The organism is Klebsiella sp. Sb-30, from assembly GCF_057652795.1.
The window spans coordinates 13,935-30,770 of the sequence record NZ_CM172749.1 but is presented as its reverse complement, the minus strand read 5'-3'; the positions used below and the strand labels follow the sequence as shown (position 1 = coordinate 30,770).

At 55.7% G+C, this 16,836-nt stretch carries 16 protein-coding genes, 1 pseudogene and 1 other annotated feature; of the genes and pseudogenes, 8 read left to right on the top strand and 9 right to left on the bottom strand.

Annotation, left to right across the window (positions count from 1 at the left end; genetic code table 11):
* Nucleotides 1-502 precede the first annotated feature (502 nt).
* From tisB to emrD, 4 genes and pseudogenes are all read left to right on the top strand, one after another.
* Nucleotides 503-617: pseudogene (tisB, locus tag AC236I_RS00140) on the top strand (type I toxin-antitoxin system toxin TisB); the annotation flags it as partial.
* A 90-nt stretch (nt 618-707) separates the two neighbouring features.
* On the top strand, nt 708-1,154 hold the full coding sequence (locus AC236I_RS00135) for a GNAT family N-acetyltransferase (protein WP_004869119.1): 447 nt from the start codon (nt 708-710) through the stop codon (nt 1,152-1,154).
* A 69-nt stretch (nt 1,155-1,223) separates the two neighbouring features.
* The gene (locus tag AC236I_RS00130) at nt 1,224-2,057 is read left to right on the top strand and encodes a DMT family transporter (protein WP_004869121.1); all 834 of its coding nucleotides are present in this window, start codon (nt 1,224-1,226) and stop codon (nt 2,055-2,057) included.
* A 175-nt stretch (nt 2,058-2,232) separates the two neighbouring features.
* A complete protein-coding gene (gene emrD, locus AC236I_RS00125; protein ID WP_004869124.1) occupies nt 2,233-3,417 on the top strand; it encodes a multidrug efflux MFS transporter EmrD in 1,185 nt (394 codons plus the stop codon).
* A 66-nt stretch (nt 3,418-3,483) separates the two neighbouring features.
* Here emrD and dsdC read toward each other — a convergent pair whose 3' ends face one another.
* Nucleotides 3,484-4,410 (bottom strand): DNA-binding transcriptional regulator DsdC, encoded by a 927-nt coding sequence (dsdC, locus tag AC236I_RS00120; protein WP_015585471.1) that lies wholly within the window; start codon nt 4,408-4,410, stop codon nt 3,484-3,486.
* A gap of 225 nt (nt 4,411-4,635) precedes the next feature.
* Between dsdC and dsdX the strand changes: the two genes are divergently transcribed.
* Both dsdX and dsdA read left to right on the top strand, forming a co-directional pair.
* The gene (dsdX, locus tag AC236I_RS00115) at nt 4,636-5,973 is read left to right on the top strand and encodes a D-serine transporter DsdX (RefSeq protein WP_015585470.1); all 1,338 of its coding nucleotides are present in this window, start codon (nt 4,636-4,638) and stop codon (nt 5,971-5,973) included.
* Nucleotides 5,974-5,990: 17 nt separating this feature from the next.
* The gene (gene dsdA / locus AC236I_RS00110) at nt 5,991-7,319 is read left to right on the top strand and encodes a D-serine ammonia-lyase (RefSeq protein WP_015585469.1); all 1,329 of its coding nucleotides are present in this window, start codon (nt 5,991-5,993) and stop codon (nt 7,317-7,319) included.
* Between the two features lie 47 nt (nt 7,320-7,366).
* On the opposite strand, the gene AC236I_RS00105 is transcribed toward dsdA, so the two are convergent.
* The 4 genes from AC236I_RS00105 to AC236I_RS00090 form a co-directional block, all read right to left on the bottom strand.
* Entirely contained in the window at nt 7,367-7,729 is a 363-nt protein-coding gene (locus tag AC236I_RS00105) for a DUF202 domain-containing protein (protein ID WP_004869136.1), read from the bottom strand.
* Nucleotides 7,719-8,066: a YidH family protein gene (locus AC236I_RS00100; protein ID WP_004869139.1), complete on the bottom strand. Its 348-nt coding sequence runs from the start codon at nt 8,064-8,066 to the stop codon at nt 7,719-7,721. Before AC236I_RS00100 ends, AC236I_RS00105 begins: the two co-directional genes overlap by 11 nt.
* Nucleotides 8,067-8,174: 108 nt before the next feature.
* Nucleotides 8,175-9,497 carry a 6-phospho-alpha-glucosidase gene (locus AC236I_RS00095; RefSeq protein ID WP_004869142.1) on the bottom strand — a complete coding sequence of 441 codons (1,323 nt, stop codon included), beginning with the start codon at nt 9,495-9,497 and terminating at the stop codon, nt 8,175-8,177.
* On the bottom strand, nt 9,494-11,116 hold the full coding sequence (locus tag AC236I_RS00090; RefSeq protein ID WP_004869143.1) for an alpha-glucoside-specific PTS transporter subunit IIBC: 1,623 nt from the start codon (nt 11,114-11,116) through the stop codon (nt 9,494-9,496). Before AC236I_RS00090 ends, AC236I_RS00095 begins: the two co-directional genes overlap by 4 nt.
* Before the next feature lie 298 nt (nt 11,117-11,414).
* Here AC236I_RS00090 and AC236I_RS00085 point away from each other — a divergent pair, with 298 nt between their 5' ends.
* Nucleotides 11,415-12,161 carry a GntR family transcriptional regulator gene (locus tag AC236I_RS00085; RefSeq protein ID WP_004869145.1) on the top strand — a complete coding sequence of 249 codons (747 nt, stop codon included), beginning with the start codon at nt 11,415-11,417 and terminating at the stop codon, nt 12,159-12,161.
* Here the strand turns inward: AC236I_RS00085 and AC236I_RS00080 are convergent.
* The 3 genes from AC236I_RS00080 to ibpA form a co-directional block, all read right to left on the bottom strand.
* Complete coding sequence (locus AC236I_RS00080; protein ID WP_004869146.1) at nt 12,129-13,790, bottom strand: putative transporter; 1,662 nt, start codon at nt 13,788-13,790, stop codon at nt 12,129-12,131. The two genes, AC236I_RS00085 and AC236I_RS00080, sit on opposite strands and share 33 nt — an antisense overlap.
* Before the next feature lie 177 nt (nt 13,791-13,967).
* Nucleotides 13,968-14,396, bottom strand: coding sequence for a small heat shock chaperone IbpB (gene ibpB / locus AC236I_RS00075; protein WP_015585468.1), 429 nt, complete (start codon nt 14,394-14,396; stop codon nt 13,968-13,970).
* 115 nt (nt 14,397-14,511) lie between these two features.
* Complete coding sequence (ibpA, locus tag AC236I_RS00070) at nt 14,512-14,925, bottom strand: small heat shock chaperone IbpA (protein ID WP_004869150.1); 414 nt, start codon at nt 14,923-14,925, stop codon at nt 14,512-14,514.
* Nucleotides 14,919-14,992 (bottom strand) — a sequence feature (ROSE (Repression Of Heat Shock gene Expression) occurs in the 5'-region of heat shock genes and acts as an RNA thermometer to modulate expression.). (Overlaps the previous gene by 7 nt.)
* Before the next feature lie 242 nt (nt 14,993-15,234).
* Between ibpA and AC236I_RS00065 the strand changes: the two genes are divergently transcribed.
* Entirely contained in the window at nt 15,235-15,567 is a 333-nt protein-coding gene (locus tag AC236I_RS00065; RefSeq protein WP_015585467.1) for a YceK/YidQ family lipoprotein, read from the top strand.
* A 1-nt stretch (nt 15,568) separates the two neighbouring features.
* Here AC236I_RS00065 and AC236I_RS00060 read toward each other — a convergent pair whose 3' ends face one another.
* Nucleotides 15,569-16,795 (bottom strand): YidR family protein, encoded by a 1,227-nt coding sequence (locus AC236I_RS00060; protein ID WP_015585466.1) that lies wholly within the window; start codon nt 16,793-16,795, stop codon nt 15,569-15,571.
* Nucleotides 16,796-16,836: the final 41 nt, after the last annotated feature.

Sequence of the window (16,836 nt, the reverse complement as noted above, 5' to 3'; positions counted from 1 at the left end):
CCGCCGCCATTAAACAACGGATTTATTTTCATCCACGAGGATTTGTGTGAAGGATCACAATTTCTAACCGGTCGAAAAAAACAAAAAACCCCGCCGGAGCGAGGTTTTTCTCAGTATGTTTACGGCTGGTAACCGCAAGTACACTGTATTACGTCAACGCTGAAAGTATACGCGCGCGCAGACGTTCACGCAATTTTCACCCCGGTTTTTGCCAAAGTAGAGTATGGATGGCGAGCGCAATTTTGTCGAGAAAATACTGTTTATATATACAGTATTTGTTTATACTGAAAACGTTCACGTTGTGTCATTCGGGGCCGCATGTATCACCGGCGCAATAAAGTCCTGGCTGAAACGGGTGGTGCCGTCAGCGCCTTAACCCCGAGAGAGCACACTGTGTTACGTCAACAAATACGCTAATGTCTTCTGGTCACGGTAACGTGTCCCGGCAGACGGCGTATACCCTGGCTGGCAACAGGCGGCGGAAAGGTACGCCAGCCGGTCGTGCTCCTGTACCAGAGGAGACGCGTATGGGTGCCGTGGATATTGTTGTTCTTATCCTGAAACTCATGGTTGCCGTGTTGCAACTGCTTGATGCTGTCCTGAAACAGCTGCGCTGATTCAGGTTCAAGTCGCACCTGAGAGGGGCGGGAAACCGCCCCTCTACAGGCGGTTCCCATTAACCTTATGCTGACTTGCTGGAGAAAATCATGCCACCGCTGTTGATTGCCGCCACCACGCCCGACGACCCCGGGTTTCTTGCTTTGCGCAGTGAAAGCCTCGCCCAACATTTCAATATGCTGCGCCGCCTGGCGGAGAACTGGCAAAGCGGGAAAAACCGCTTCAGTGCGCCAGGTGAAAAACTGCTGGGCGCCTTTGTCGGCGGTCAGCTGGTGGGAGTTTGCGGGCTGAATGTTGACCCCTTCAGCCCGCAGCTGCGAACCGGACGCATCCGCCATTTATACATCAGCGACGCCTTTCGTCGGCGGAAAATTGGCCAGCAGCTGCTGGTGGCCGTCATCACCCACTCCGGCACCTGGTTTGATTTTCTCAACACTCATGCGCCGCCGTCGGCGTGGCCGTTTTATGAATCGCTTGGATTTCGCCCGGTTTATGATGAGCCGCGGGTCACTCATCGCCTGTTCTGTTCGCTTTAAGCGCGGCTGGCCGGGTGAAAACGCCCGTGTTACAGTTCCAGGACCCGGCCACTCACCCGCCCCCCTGTCATGACGATAACCGTTTTCTGCGTTCTGCTGTTCGCCGCTCTGCTGCATGCCAGCTGGAATGCTATCGTCAAAGCAAGTGGAGATAAGCTGTACGCGGCAATTGGCGTGAGCGGCTCTGCCGCGCTTATCGCCCTCGCGGCCTTGCCTTTCGCGCCGCAGCCCTCCCTGGCCAGCGTGCCGTATCTGGTACTTTCCAGCGCATTGCAGGTGGTCTACACCGTTCTGGTCGCCAAAACCTACCAGGTCTCCGACATGAGCCAGACCTATCCACTGATGCGCGGCACCGCGCCGCTGCTGGTGGCGGTGATTAGCGTCGCGTTCCTCGGCGACGCGCTGTCGCCGCTGGCATGGACGGGAATTGGCGTAATCTGTCTGGCGATCCTCGCCATGGCCTGCAACGGCCGGGCCAGCTCCGGCTACGGCATCACCCTCGCACTGATCAACGCCTGTTTTATCGCCGGCTATACGTTGCTTGATGGTACCGGCGTGCGGTTATCGGATACGGCGCTAGGCTACACGCTATGGTCCTTTTTTATGAACGGCTGCTGTCTGCTGAGCTGGTCTATGGTCTATCGACGCCAGGAAGCCAGCCGCTATCTACGTCAGCACTGGAAAAAAGGCGCCATCGGCGGCCTGAGTACCATGGGATCGTACGGCCTGGCGCTGTGGGCGATGACCCAGGCACCGCTGGCCGTGGTGGCCGCGCTGCGAGAAACCTCGATTTTATTCGGCGCCGTCATCGCGTTTGCGCTGCTCAAAGAGAAGCTTATCGCCCTGCGAATCGTCGCCGCCTGCGGCATTGCGGCGGGCGCTATTCTGCTGCGCCTCTCCTAGTGCAGAATGGCAACATTTGTTGCCGATTATTGTTTACAAAACCTGCCTGAAATCCCTCCTCAATCATCGTCATATAGTTGTACTGTCATTTTTATGTGGTAGATTCCTCCAGCATTTAAGGGATGTGCCAGTCACATATTCTTCATTTACCTCTACTCACGAAGTATTCATCGACATGAAACGGCATAAGAACTTCACTTTGTTGTTGATGCTGGTACTGCTGGTGGCCGTTGGCCAGATGGCGCAGACCATTTATATCCCGGCGATCGCCGACATGGCTATCTCGCTGAACGCCCGCGAAGGGGCCGTGCAGAGCGTAATGGCGGCCTATTTGCTGACCTATGGCGTCTCTCAGCTCTTTTATGGCCCGCTGTCTGACCGCGTAGGAAGACGTCCGGTGATCCTCATCGGGATGTCTATCTTTATGCTGGCGACGCTGGTCGCTATCACCACTCACAGCCTGACGGTACTGATTATCGCCAGCGCCATCCAGGGTATGGGAACCGGCGTCGGCGGTGTAATGGCGCGCACGCTGCCGCGCGATCTGTATGAAGGCGCCCAGCTCAGACATGCCAACAGCCTGTTAAATATGGGTATTTTGGTCAGCCCGCTGCTGGCACCGCTGATTGGCGGTATCCTCAATACGCTGTGGAGCTGGCGTGCCTGCTACGCTTTCCTGTTGATTTTGTGCGCGGGCGTGACCTTTAGCATGGCGCGCTGGATGCCTGAAACCCGTCCTGCTGGCGCACCGCGCTCCCGACTGGCGACCAGTTACAAAACGCTTTTCGGCAATACCGCGTTCAACTGCTATCTGCTGATGCTGATTGGCGGTCTCGCCGGAATCGCCGTGTTCGAAGCCTGTTCCGGCGTGCTGATGGGCGCCGTGCTGGGCTTAAGCAGCATGGCGGTGAGTATTCTGTTTATTCTGCCCATCCCGGCGGCTTTTTTCGGTGCCTGGTTTGCCGGACGCCCGCATAAACGTTTCCCGACCCTGATGTGGCAATCGGTGATTTGTTGTCTGCTGGCGGGCATTATGATGTGGATCCCTGGCCTGATGGGCATCATGACCGTCTGGACGCTGCTGGTGCCTGCGGCGCTGTTTTTCTTCGGCGCCGGCATGCTATTCCCGCTGGCGACCAGCGGCGCGATGGAACCCTTCCCGTTCCTCGCCGGGACGGCAGGCGCGCTGGTGGGCGGCCTGCAAAATATCGGCTCCGGCGTCCTGGCCTGGCTCTCGGCGATGATGCCGCAGACCGGTCAAAGCAGCCTGGGGCTATTGATGATGCTAATGGGACTGCTGATTCTACTGTGCTGGCTACCGCTGGCTTCACGCTTCAGCCGCCACCAGCAGCCGGTTTAAGCGCCGCAATTTCCCCGGATAGCGGCCTGCGCCTGATTCAGGCGTCTGCTTCGCGTCCGGGGAAAATCATTGCGCCAGGCTTTGTAGCCAGTGAATAAACGCGTCTATTTTCGGCCACTGCCGCCCCGCTAACGTGGTCACATAATAGTGCTGGTGGCATTTCAGCGTCATCTCGCCAAAGGGCGCAATCAGCTCTCCGCTCGCCAGACGCTTTTGAACCAGCCGCTTACGCCCCATCGCCACGCCAACATGGTTCATGGCAGCAATCACCGCCAAATCTGAACGATCGAAGCCAATACCCGACGATTGCGGCAAGTTAACCCCAAAGTGCTGCGCCCAGCTAAACCATTCGTCGGTGCCAGAATCATTGCTCCAGGCCTGACGATCGTGCAGCAGGGTGCAATGTTGCAGATTGTCGGGATGTTGCTGGAGCTGATGCTGCCGGGCATAGTCCGCCGTGCAAACCGGTACGATTGCTTCATCCATCAGATAATGGTGGGTTAATTGCGATGAAGGCAGATCGTCGAAATAGAGCGCCAGATCGATACCCGCTCGCTGCATATTCACGTTATCGTTGCCGGTGAGGACAGTAAGCGATATCGACGGATAGCGGCGAGTAAAGTCCCCGAGCGCCGGTACCAGCCAGCACTGGGCGATCGACGGGCGTGAGTAGACGGTCAGCGTACCTGACAGCTCCTGGTTTTTGATATCCAGAATCTCCTGGTTCAGGCTGTCCAGCGAGGATTTCAGCGCCCAGAACACCCGCCGCCCCTCATGGGTTAACTCCACTTTCCGATGAGAGCGCACAAAAAGCTGAATACCCAGCTCTTCCTCCAGCTGATTCATCCGGTGGCTCACGGCGCTGGGGGTCAGCGACAGCTCTTCCGCCGCCAATGCGAAAGATTCATGCCGTGCGGCGACCTCAAAGGTATACAGCTTTGACAGCTGCCAGCCGTTGAGCAGCCGGTTACCTATCTCTTTAGCGACATCCATCGTTCGGTTCCCCTGATTTTTTACCGCTGATTGTAAGAAAAATGGTCGCTGTGTATGGGTTTAAAGATGAAAAAAAGTGACTTATAACGCAAATAAAAGCCATTTTTAGACTTTAATCACCATTTTGATTCAATCTAATTCACCTGAAGCGCCATTTATATCGTTTGTCAGCCGGTGTCGTTTTTCTGTTCAATAACCCCATCTTATTCACGGGCGAGGTGGGGTATGGAATCTCAGATTTGGGTTGTGAGCACGTTACTAATCAGCATTGTGTTGATTGTTTTGACTATCGTAAAACTGAAATTTCACCCCTTTCTGGCGCTGCTGTTAGCCAGTTTCTTCGTCGGCGCTATGATGGGGATGAGCCCGCTGGACATGGTCAACGCCATTGAAAATGGGATCGGTGGAACCCTCGGTTTCCTGGCGGCGGTGATCGGCCTCGGCACCATTCTTGGCAAAATGATGGAGATCTCAGGCGCCGCCGAACGTATCGGCCTGACGCTTCAGCGCTGCCGCTGGCTGTCGGTCGATGTGATCATGGTGCTGGTTGGCCTGATTTGCGGGATTACGCTGTTTGTCGAAGTTGGCGTGGTACTGCTGATTCCGCTGGCCTTTTCGATTGCCAAAAAGACCCACACCTCCCTGCTGAAGCTGGCGATTCCACTGTGTACCGCGTTAATGGCCGTACACTGCGTCGTACCGCCGCACCCGGCTGCGCTGTTCGTCGCCAATAAGCTGGGTGCCGATATCGGTACCGTGATTGTCTACGGTTTACTGGTTGGGTTGATGGCCTCGCTGGTTGGCGGCCCGCTGTTCCTGAAGCTGCTGGGCAACCGCCTGCCGTTCAAAGCGGTTCCTGCCGAGTTTGCCAATCTGGAAGTTCGTCAAGAAGAGACGCTGCCGTCGCTCGGCGCCACGCTGTTGACCATTTTGCTGCCGATCGCTCTGATGCTGGTGAAGACCATCGCCGAGCTGAATATGGCCAAAACCGGCACGCTGTATATGCTGCTGGAGTTTATCGGTAATCCGATTACCGCCATGTTTATCGCCGTCTTCGTGGCCTACTACGTCCTCGGCATCCGTCAGAATATGGGCATGGCCACGCTGCTGACCCATACCGAAAAGGGCTTTGGTTCTATTGCCAATATCCTGCTGATTATCGGCGCAGGCGGCGCGTTCAACGCGGTCCTGAAAACCAGCGGCCTGGCTGATTCGCTGGCGGTTATTCTCTCCGGTCTGCATATGCACCCGATTCTGCTGGCCTGGCTGGTGGCGCTGATTCTGCACGCGGCGGTGGGTTCTGCCACCGTTGCCATGATGGGGGCCACGGCCATCGTTGCGCCGATGCTGCCGCTCTACCCTGGCGTCAGTCCGGAGATCATCGCCATTGCCATTGGTTCCGGCGCAATTGGCTGCACGATCGTTACCGATTCCCTGTTCTGGCTGGTTAAACAATACTGCGGTGCGAGCCTGAGTGAGACGTTCAAATACTATACAACGGCAACATTTATCGCATCCTTACTTGCACTAGCCTGCACGTTCCTGCTTTCTTTCATCATCTGAGCGCAAAGAGACGTAATATGAAAAACGCTGACATGACCACTTTACTTGCCCGGTTCCCTCTGCTGAAGGATCTGGTTGACCTGAAAGAAACCACCTGGTTTAACCCGGCAACCACTTCGCTGGCGGAAGGTTTACCGTACGTTGGCCTGACGGCCGACGATGTCCAGGATGCCCGTGCCCGCCTTGAGCGCTTTGCGCCATATCTGGCGCAGGCATTCCCGGAAACCGCCGTCACCGGTGGGATTATCGAATCCGAACTGGTCGCTATCCCGGCAATGAAAGCACGGCTGGAGCAGGCGTTTGCCCGGCCCGTCAGCGGCGACCTGCTGCTGAAAAAAGACAGTCATCTGCCGATTTCCGGCTCCATCAAGGCCCGCGGCGGTATTTACGAGGTGCTGACCCACGCTGAAAAGCTGGCGCTGGAAGCGGGGTTACTTGCCACCGAAGATGACTATCGCAAGCTACTGACCCCGGAATTTAAGCAGTTCTTTAGCCAGTACAGCATCGCCGTCGGTTCCACCGGCAACCTGGGGATGTCGATTGGCATCATGAGCGCATGTATCGGTTTTAACGTCACCGTGCATATGTCTGCCGATGCCCGGGCATGGAAAAAAGCGAAGCTGCGCAGCCACGGCGTTACGGTGGTTGAATACGAACAGGATTACGGCGTCGCGGTCGAGCAGGGGCGTAAAGCCGCCGAAGCGGACCCCAACTGCTTCTTTATCGATGATGAGAACTCACGCACGCTGTTCCTCGGCTATGCCGTCGCAGGCGAGCGCCTGAAAGCGCAGTTTGCCCGCCAGGGACGCGTGGTCGATGCCGATCATCCGCTGTTTGTCTATCTACCGTGCGGCGTCGGCGGTGGCCCTGGCGGGGTTGCGTTTGGTCTGAAGCTGGCTTTCGGCGACCATGTACACTGTTTCTTCGCTGAACCCACGCACTCTCCTTGTATGTTGCTCGGCGTCCATACCGGCCTGCATGATGAGATTTCGGTCCAGGATCTGGGTATTGATAACCTGACTGCCGCCGACGGCCTGGCCGTTGGTCGGGCTTCCGGGTTTGTCGGCAGGGCCATGGAGCGTCTGCTGGATGGCTTCTATACCCTCAGCGACCAGACGATGTACGACATGCTGGGCTGGCTGGCGCAAGCTGAAAATATCCGCCTGGAGCCGTCAGCGCTGGCCGGCATGGCCGGACCGCAGCGCGTTTGCGCCAGCGAGACATATCAGCAGATGCACGGCTTCACGACCCGCCAGATGGACAACGCTACGCATCTGGTCTGGGCGACCGGCGGCGGTATGGTGCCGGAAGAAGAGATGGCGCAGTACCTGGCAAAAGGGCGTTAATACCACGGGCTCAGCGGCGGAGGATACGCCGTTGGGCCCACTTTCCGCTATGTCACACTCTGCAGAAATAACGCGATCTGCCGCAGATGCGTAGCCGCAAACATCAGCGACAGTGAAAGAACGGCGACGGCAATGAAAAACTTGTCACGTATCGCCTGCGGCTGAACAAAATCACTCTCGTCAACATCCATCAGATTACGGCGCCGCGTATAGCCCCACAGCACAACAGCCACTATCGCCAGGACGCCAATCGATAGCCAGAACAGCGCCCCCGCGCTATGCCAGTTATGTTTAATCGCCAGCGCCATCAGCGCCGCGTAGCCCAGCAACGTTCGAAACCAGGCCAGCGATGTCCGTTCCGGCTGCAGCCCCGGATCGCTTTCCCGCCGCGCCCGGCGCTTATCCGCCATACATAACCAGACCCATCACCACCACCACCACAATCACCAGCAAAAGACTGATCGCCAGCAGCGTTCTGGTGTAGGGCAGATCCTGCTTCAGGCGCATCGCTTTTTCGTTACTCAACCAGCGCAGGTAGCCATAAATCGCCAGGCCGCCGGCAAACAGACACAGCAATAGCGCCAGCACTTCGCGAATCAGCGGCGTGGCAAAATCCGGCGCCAGCTGATCTAAGCCAACCCCGGCGGCAAGAAAACCTAATGCCGTGCGGATCCACGCCAGAAAAGTACGTTCGTTGGCCAGCGAGAAGCGGTAATCCGGCGCTTCGCCGACGCGAGAAATTTTCATCAGGGTTCCTTGTTCGTAGCGCGAGCAGGCTTCAGCATAGCGTAATTTGTAACGAACAGGGGAGCAGCGCAAGAACCGGCACCCGATGGATGCCGGTTGAGGTGAGGATTAATGCAGTTCCGGCCAGTAGTCTTTGTTGGCCTCAATCAGGTCGTCGAGTATCGCTTTCGCGACGGATGCGCTGGGCACGGTTTTCGACAGCGTAATCGCCTGCCACAGCTTGTGATAAGAACGATGTTCCCAGGCATCCACCACCAGTTTCTCTACCGCCACCTGCTGGCTCATCATCCCTTTCTGGAAGTTCGGAATATCGCCGACCGTCAGCGGCTCTGGCCCGTTATGGCCGACCAGGCACGGAATTTCCACCATCGCATCGGCGTCAAAATTATGGATAGCGCCATTGTTCGGTACGATCAGCAGCATGCGCTCCTGGGTGTTGAAGGCGATGGCGGTCGCCAGATCCACGATGTATGAAGCGTGCTCGTCGATCTCCAGATCGCCGGCAGAAGATTTACCCGCGGCAATAATTGCCCGACAGGCGCTAAAGACATTTTTCTCGCGGTGATCCATAACCTCGTTAGCGCGGGTACGCGCCGGGTTGGAGTGCTCAACGACGTAATCCGGGAACAGGTAATACTTCAGATAGGTGTTTGGCATGGTATCCGGATCCAGCGCCTGCACATCTTTCGCCTTGGCAAAGGTATCGTTCCAGCTGGCTTCGGTATGCGGATCGTTAGAAGGCGGCACATAACCATATTTCGCCACATGTTCGCGCAGTTTCGGCATCAGATCGTTACCCTGCAGATCCTCAATCGACGTCCACCAGCCGAAGTGGTTCAGCCCGTAGTAACGCACCCGCATCTGTTTACGATCTTTGAGGCCGACAATTTGCGCCATGCGCCCTTCAATGCCGATCGGCATATCGCAGATATTCAGGATTTTCGCATTCGGACGCAGGCGGCGCGTGGCTTCCGCGACGATTGCCGCCGGGTTGGAGTAGTTCAGCATCCAGGCGTTCGGCGAGTATTTTTCCATATAGTCCACCAGTTCCAGCACGCCACCGATAGAGCGCATGCCGTAGGCGATACCGCCAGGTCCGCATGTTTCCTGACCCAGCACGCCGTGGCGCAGCGGGATTTTTTCATCTTTTTCACGCATCGGGTATTTGCCAACGCGAATATGCGCCATAACAAAATCCACGTCGGTAAAGGCCGCCTGCGGGTCGGTGGTATAGCTGAACTCAATTTCCGGCGCCTGCTCTTTAAGAATCACTTTACACGCTTCGGCGATGGTCTCCTGACGCGCGCCGTCGTTGTCATAAAATTTCAGTGCCCGCAGCGGGAAACGGTCCTGGTTTGCTAACAACATCAATACGATACCTGGTGTGAATGTACTGCCGCCGCCTGCGATAACAACTGAGAATTTTTTCATGATACTGCCTCCGTCATGGTGGTTTGTTCGGTCTGTAGAGAATTTTTCATCAGGGATTCCAGCTGGTCGCGAACCTGGGGAACATGCAGGCCCACGATGACCTGAATCCCGTTACCGCGACGCACCACCCCGTGAGCGCCCAGCGCTTTAAAGACGTCGTCGCTTTGTGTTTTCGCCATATCGACCAGCGTGATGCGAAGTCGGGTGGCGCAGTTGTTGACGCATTCGATATTGCTTGCGCCGCCCAGCGCCTGCAGAAAGCCTGCGGCCTGGCCTAATTTGGACTCTGTGGCACCCGCGGCGCTGGTTTTGCCGCGCGCCGCCTGATAATCCGCTTTGCTGTAGAGTTTGATTTCACTCTCTTCGCGGCCCGGAGTTTTCAGATTCAGACGCAGGATCAGGGCGCGGAAGATAACGAAGTAGATAGCGGTAAAGCACACCCCGATCCCTATCTGGATGAACATCATCGAGGCATGGTTGTGAAACATGGGGATCCAGTTTTGCGGCAGGAACTGGTCAAGCAGACCACCGCCGAAGTTGCCGACGACCCCGCACATATACATCACCGTCGCCATCGTGGCCGCCAGCACCGCGTGCACGGCAAACAGCAGCGGGGAGATAAACAGGAAGGTGAACTCCAGCGGTTCGGTAATCCCCACCAGCATGGCGGTCAGCGTCGCCGGAATCAGCAACCCGGCCACTTTGACGCGGTTTTCCGGCGCGGCGGTGAAATAGAGCGCCAGCGCAATCCCGACCGAACCAAAGACCTTGGAGTTGCCATGCAGGGCAAAACCGCCTTCCGGGAACAGGGCTTTCAGCGGTTCCGTACTCTGGCTGAACTCCTGCAGATGCTGGGCCCAGTAGACCTGGATACCGCCTTCCACCACCGCCGGGCCAAAAATAAACGGTCCGTAGACAAAGTGATGCAGGCCAGTGGGAATCAGAATGCGCTCAAGGAAAATATAGACCCAGACCCCTAGCGCCCCGGCAGAGCGTAAAAAAGCCTGCAGCGATTCAATGCCCATCTGCACCTTTGGCCACCCCAGTAACGTTAGCCAGGCGCAGGGGATCATCGCCAGGAAGGCAACGATAACGACAAATGAAGAGCCCTGGAAAATACCGAGAAACACCGGCAGCGGTTTATCAAAATAGCGGTTATGTAGCGCGGTGACGATCCCGGAAATCACAATCGCGCCGATGATACTGGTATCCAGCGTTTTAATGCCGGCAATCATCGTCAGGCCGCTACCGGCCGTGGGGTCGGCCGAAAAATCGACGCCGAAAAAGTGGCCCCAGGTCATGCCCATGGCGTTGATGAAGTAGTTCCACGTCAGGAAACTCACCAGCACGGCAAGGCAAGCTCGTCCCTGCGCCTGCTTCGCGAGGCCAATCGGTAAGCCGACGGCGAAAATCAGCGGCATGTTACGAAATACCGTCCAGCCGCCTTCTTCAATAATGTGAACAATCTGGGCAAATAAACTATCAGGTGCTGTAAGCGCTTCGCCGACAAACATCGGGTTGCGCAGCATAATGGCAATACCCACCACGATCCCGGCGAAAGGAAACAGTAAAACCGGGGTAAACATGGCACCGCCAAAACGTTGTATTTGACTGAGCATTTTAAAATCCTCATTTAACAACCAGTAGGGTAAGAGGCCTTATTTGTCTTGAGTATCGGCCTAAAGCGAGAATAGGAATTTACCCGTCCGACAACATGCGATGGCGTTGCGATTCGTGATCGCATTCATGGTTTTAATTTCCACAATGTTGTCTACTTTTTGAGTTAAAAATAGACATCATGAATTGCGCTGATTAAAACAGCAGAATGAATAAATCATATCTTTATGTATTTAAAGACATTATTAACAATATACATTGTTAACCTTCCCTTTTGAAAAGTGGAACAGAGGTCTACTGGTGATCTATAAATCCATCGCAGACAGATTGCGCCTTCGGTTAAATTCCTCCGATTTCAATATCGGCAGCCCGCTGCCGGGAGAGAAAAAACTGGCGGAAGAGTTCGGCGTGGCGCGGATGACAATCCGTAAAGCTATCGAACTGCTGATTAGCTGGGGACTGGTCGTTCGCCGCCACGGATCCGGTACCTTTGTTGCCCGCAAAGATGTGCATCACGAGACCACTAACCTCACCGGTCTGGCGGAAGTGTTACGCAAGCAGGGTAAAGAGGTGGTAAGCGAGGTGCTGATATTCGAAGTCATGCCGGCGCCGCCGGCAATTGCCAGCCAGCTACGAATACAAATCAATGAACGGATCTACTTCTCGCGCCGGGTACGTTACGTGGACGGCAAACCCCTGATGCTGGAAGACAGCTATATGCCGGTCAAACTGTTCCGTAACCTGTCGCTGGTGCATCTGGAAGGGTCAAAATTCGATTACATTGAGAAAGAGTGCGGGATAACCATTAGCGGCAACTATGAAAGCCTGACGCCGGTGCTGGCGGACAAGCAGCTGGCCCGGTCAATGAATGTCCCGGAACAGACGCCGCTGCTGCGGATTACCTCGCTTTCCTACAGCGACAGCGGTGAGTTTCTGAACTATTCGGTGATGTTCCGCAACGCCAGTGAATACCAGGTGGACTACCATCTGCGGCGCGTCCACCTGGAGACGCCGTTAACTCATCCCCCAGAACAACACGGCCAGTAGCTGCGGCGTAATGATGCGCAAAAACATCACCAGCGGATAGACCGTGGCATACGAGAGCGCCGCGGCTCCGCTGGTGGCATGCAGGTTGTTGGCGAACGCCAGCGCCGGTGGATCGGTCATCGACCCGGCCAGCATGCCGCACAGGGTCAGGTAGTTCATCTTCATCAGCAGCCGCGCCAGAATGCCAACCGTTAGCAGCGGAATTGCGGTAATAAAAATGCCGTAGGCTATCCAGCTCAGCCCGTCGCCTGCGGTCAGCGTGACGACAAAATCACCGCCGGACTTCAGCCCGACGACCGCCAGAAAGAGCACAATCCCCAGCTCACGGAGCGCGAGGTTGGCGCTCGGCGGCATAAACCAGTAGAGCTTCCCGATACTGCCGATTCGCCCGAGGATCAGCGCCATAATCAGGGGTCCACCGGCAAGCCCCAGCTTCAACGCCACCGGGAAGCCGGGAACAAACAGCGGAACAGACCCCAGTAAAACCCCGAGGCCAATGCCGATAAACACCGGCAGCATCTGAACCTGCTGCAATTTTTGCTGTGCATTACCCAGCTCGGCGGCAACCGCATCAATGGCTTCCGGGCGGCCAACCAGGTTAAGAATATCACCGAACTGCAGGCTGGCATGGCTGCTGGCTACCAGCTCAACCCCGGCGCGATTAAGCCGCGAAATCACCACGTCATAGCGCTGTTTAAAATGCAGGTCGCGGATCCGCTTACCTAATACCTTCTCATTGGTGACCACCACCCGCTCAACTTTCAAATCCGTGCCGCGGGTTGAAAGCGAGGTGGAAACTTCCTTGCCGATAACCAGCTGCGCGTTATGCAAATCCTCCGGGCGCCCGACCAGGTGCAGGAGGTCGCCGGTTTGAATTAAGGTCCCCGGAGCCGGCACCATCAGCAGCTCGTCACGTTTAAGACGGGAGCAAATCAGCTTATCGCTGTTGAGCATCGGCACGTCCTGAATCGCCATGTTGTTCAGGTTCGGGTTTTCAACCCGGACGTTAATCGTTTGCAGAACCGCGTGTCCGTTTCCGCTGCTCTCATCAAACTGCTGAGCCTCTTTTTCGACGTTAACGCGAAAGAACAGACGCACCAGCCACATAGTCAGCAAAATGCCGCAAATACCAAACGGATAGGCCATGGCATAGCTCATCCCCATCTGATCAACAACGTCAAACGGTACGCCCAGATCGCGCAGAATTTGCTGCCCGGCCCCCAGCGCTGGCGTATTAGTGACTGCACCGGAGAAAATACCGAGCACCACCGGCAGCGGGATATCAAAGAGCTTATGCAGCACTGCGGTCACCAGCCCCCCAAGGATGACAATCAGGATGGCAAAGAGATTGAGCCGTAGCCCGGAGACGCGCAGAGAGGCGAAGAAACCCGGCCCCACCTGGATGCCGATGGTATACACGAAGAGAATCAGGCCAAATTCCTGAATGAAGTGCAGCATCGGGCTGCTAAGAGCGATACCCGCCTGGTCCACAAAGTGGCCAACGATAATGCCGCCAAACAGTACGCCGCCAATGCCAAACCCGACGCCGCGAATTTTGACATTACCGATCCACAATCCGACTACCGCCACCAGCGCCAGAACGCTGACGGTCAATGCTATATCACTCATCGTCTGTTCCCTGTGAATAACATTATCAATATCATGGATTATGGCTTAAGCCTCCGGGCCTGTATGCAGCCTGGCGCACAATAATCGGCGGGCCTGGATCGGCGAAAAACGGCGGGACGCCCTTTATAACGGCCAAAAAAAAGCCCCGATGATCGGGGCTTTATCTGTCGTGTCGACTTAGCTGTCGAGCGCCGGACGCTCGCTAATCGCGATACGCTGCGGGATAACCACTTCCGGCTCGTTACGGGTTAAATCAATGTGCAGCAACCCGTTATTGAAGGTAGCGCCGGAGACTTCCATATTTTCAGCCAGGGTAAAGCTCAGGCTAAAGGCCTGACTGACTAACCCCTGGTGCAGCCATTTCGTCTCTTTGTCAGCCTGCTGCGGCGTACCTTTCACGCTCAGACGCGTCCCTTCCAGCTGAATATCCAGATCTTCCTGACGGAAACCGGCCAGCGCAAGGGTAATGCGATAGTGGTTATCGTCGCTTTTTTCAATGTTATACGGCGGGAAGCTCTGGCTTTCGCTGGTGGTTTGCAGTGCATTGGCCAGTTTGTCAAAACCGATCCATTGACGCAGCAGTGGGGATAAATCGTAGTTACGCATAATGTATTTCTCCTTCTATGAAGCGAGTTAATCTCTGCAAATCCTGTGGATTCGCATTTGCCCCCTGACGGCGAGCAAGTTTGCAGTATCGGGCCGCACGGCGACCCGGATAAAATTAGTTAATTTCGATACGGCGCGGTTTGTCTGCTTCCGGAATCACGCGTTCCAGATCGATATACAGCAGGCCGTTCACCAGATTTGCACCGCGGATATGGATATTTTCCGCCAACTGGAATTTGCGCTCAAAGTTGCGTTCCGCAATGCCCTGATAAAGATAGGTACGTTCTTTCTGCTCGGTTGCATGGGCGCCTTTGACGACCAGCAAATTATCCTGCGCGGTGATCTCCAGTTCGCTCTCGGCAAAACCGGCCACGGCAATAGCGATGCGATAATGGTTTTCATCTACCAGCTCAACGTTATACGGAGGGTAGCCGCCATTACTCTGGCTCTGATTGTTTTCTAACAGATTAAAAAGGCGGTCAAAACCAATAGCAGAACGATACAGCGGAGAAAGATCGAAATTACGCATAATAAAAAGCTCCTGAAATCAGCGAGAATTTATGACCTTCCATCATGGACAGGTCGTTATTACCCGGAATACCCCGCAGGCGTATCCTCATCGGGTCACATTGATAAAATGTGGCTCATTCCGCCGTTTTCAAGCGCCAAAAACCATTTTTTTTTGCAGTTTCCTGTCGATTGCTTAGACTGGGTGGAAAGCACAAAAGGCAAAATGCGATGCCTGCCACAGTGCGGTGCAATAACGCTAGGCATTCATGGAATGGCTCGATATAACCGATATAACGGTTACCTCAATGCCCGAAACAACGATGGAAGAATGATGAAAAGCGGTCTGTTAAAGCTGATCCTGTTCAGCGGGATGGTTGGTCTGAGCGGTTGCTCCAGCGTGATGTCACATACCGGCGGAAAGGAAGGAAGCTATCCGGGAACTCGCGCCAGCGCGCAAATGCTGGGTAACAGTGATGCCAACTGGGGAACAAAATCCCTGGTCGCACTCGATATGCCCTTCACCGCGGTGATGGACACGCTGCTGCTGCCGTGGGATATGTTCCGTACCGACAGCTCGATAAAATCACGCGTCGAGAAAAGCGAGAAGGACTCGCTGGCGACCAACGCCGTGATTCCACCAGCGGCAATGCCAGCGCCTTGATTTAAAACTCGACGTCGGTTATCCACAGCTGTCGATAGCCATTCACATCTTGCATCCAGGCAAGATGTTTCCCGTCCGGTGAAAACACCACAGCATCCGCTGAAGGTGGGTTTTCATGATCGGCAGTCAAAAATGTAATTTCACCGCTCCGGGCATGACAGATAGCCATGCGGTTATCCAGCACAAATCCCAGCCACTCCCCTGACGGGTGCCAGTTAAAAGCCGATTGAATATCATTAACATTGTGGGTTAGCTGCCGCAGATCGCGCCCCTGGGGTGACATCAGCCATAGCTGCACCACTCCCGCCTCGTCGCGCATCAGGAAGGCAATCTGCGTTGCCTGCGGGTTGGCCCGCACCCAGTGCCGCGGCGTATTGACCAGCCCCGGATAGCGTCGATGGTGGGTAAAGGTTAAACGTCTCTGCATTACTCCGGCCGGCGGTGCAGGCATGGTGGTCTCCGTACCGGCCAGCGGTGCATCGCCCTGTTGCTTCCAGTCCTGCTCGCTCTCCGGTAGCGTCACAATAAACAGCTCAGGGATTCTGGCGCCATTGATCGACAGCGTATCGCCGATAAAGGCCAGCGCGTGGTTCCCCACCCAGCCTTCTTCGTATGCACGGTTAATCTCATCGCTGCCCGGCACCGGCGTCGGCGTTGTCCGGCTGACCAGAACGCTCCAGTGGCTGCCGCCATATTCACGCGGATGCTGCCCGCGCGGCGTGACCGGGCCATAAGGGGTCGCGACGCCGACGTTTCGCAGGTCAAGGGAGGCCGAGCGTTGATGCAGGACATGATCGTTATAGGTGAAGCTGACGAACTGCCCGTTTGGGCTATAGACATGGACATGAGTGCCGCCGCGCAGCGCACCCGGCGTATACGGTGCGGTGATATCCATCGCATCAAGGTTGTGCGTCACGCCTTGATACGTCACCACGCCGCGACGATGGTGGAAATCATATTGCCAGTTTTCATCCGGATGTTCCGGACCGTGTATAAAGACATATTTATCCATCGCAGGATGAACGGTCACCACACCGACATGAGCCCCGTGTTGCGCACCATAGAGGATCTCTACGGCCCCGGTTTGCACATTGACCCGTTCAATCGTCTTCCCGGTAAAGGAGGCTCCCGACGGACGAACGTCAAAAACCAGCCACTGGCTGTCCGCAGTCCAGGTGCGCGTGTTGGTTAGCTGATGATGGCGGGGAGCAAAGGTGACTTGTTTCATAGAGATACCCTGATGCACAACGTTCACATCAGGGTATAGCA

Excerpts from the sequence above, each read along its gene's own strand:
- AC236I_RS00135 (WP_004869119.1), top strand. The coding sequence starts at position 708 with ATGCCACCGCTGTTGATTGCCGCCACCACGCCCGACGACCCCGGGTTT.
- AC236I_RS00130 (WP_004869121.1), top strand. The coding sequence starts at position 1,224 with ATGACGATAACCGTTTTCTGCGTTCTGCTGTTCGCCGCTCTGCTGCAT.
- emrD (WP_004869124.1), top strand. The coding sequence starts at position 2,233 with ATGAAACGGCATAAGAACTTCACTTTGTTGTTGATGCTGGTACTGCTG.
- dsdC (WP_015585471.1), bottom strand. The coding sequence starts at position 4,410 with ATGGATGTCGCTAAAGAGATAGGTAACCGGCTGCTCAACGGCTGGCAG.
- dsdX (WP_015585470.1), top strand. The coding sequence starts at position 4,636 with ATGGAATCTCAGATTTGGGTTGTGAGCACGTTACTAATCAGCATTGTG.
- dsdA (WP_015585469.1), top strand. The coding sequence starts at position 5,991 with ATGAAAAACGCTGACATGACCACTTTACTTGCCCGGTTCCCTCTGCTG.
- AC236I_RS00105 (WP_004869136.1), bottom strand. The coding sequence starts at position 7,729 with ATGGCGGATAAGCGCCGGGCGCGGCGGGAAAGCGATCCGGGGCTGCAG.
- AC236I_RS00100 (WP_004869139.1), bottom strand. The coding sequence starts at position 8,066 with ATGAAAATTTCTCGCGTCGGCGAAGCGCCGGATTACCGCTTCTCGCTG.
- AC236I_RS00095 (WP_004869142.1), bottom strand. The coding sequence starts at position 9,497 with ATGAAAAAATTCTCAGTTGTTATCGCAGGCGGCGGCAGTACATTCACA.
- AC236I_RS00090 (WP_004869143.1), bottom strand. The coding sequence starts at position 11,116 with ATGCTCAGTCAAATACAACGTTTTGGCGGTGCCATGTTTACCCCGGTT.
- AC236I_RS00080 (WP_004869146.1), bottom strand. The coding sequence starts at position 13,790 with ATGAGTGATATAGCATTGACCGTCAGCGTTCTGGCGCTGGTGGCGGTA.
- ibpB (WP_015585468.1), bottom strand. The coding sequence starts at position 14,396 with ATGCGTAACTACGATTTATCCCCACTGCTGCGTCAATGGATCGGTTTT.
- ibpA (WP_004869150.1), bottom strand. The coding sequence starts at position 14,925 with ATGCGTAATTTCGATCTTTCTCCGCTGTATCGTTCTGCTATTGGTTTT.
- AC236I_RS00065 (WP_015585467.1), top strand. The coding sequence starts at position 15,235 with ATGATGAAAAGCGGTCTGTTAAAGCTGATCCTGTTCAGCGGGATGGTT.
- AC236I_RS00060 (WP_015585466.1), bottom strand. The coding sequence starts at position 16,795 with ATGAAACAAGTCACCTTTGCTCCCCGCCATCATCAGCTAACCAACACG.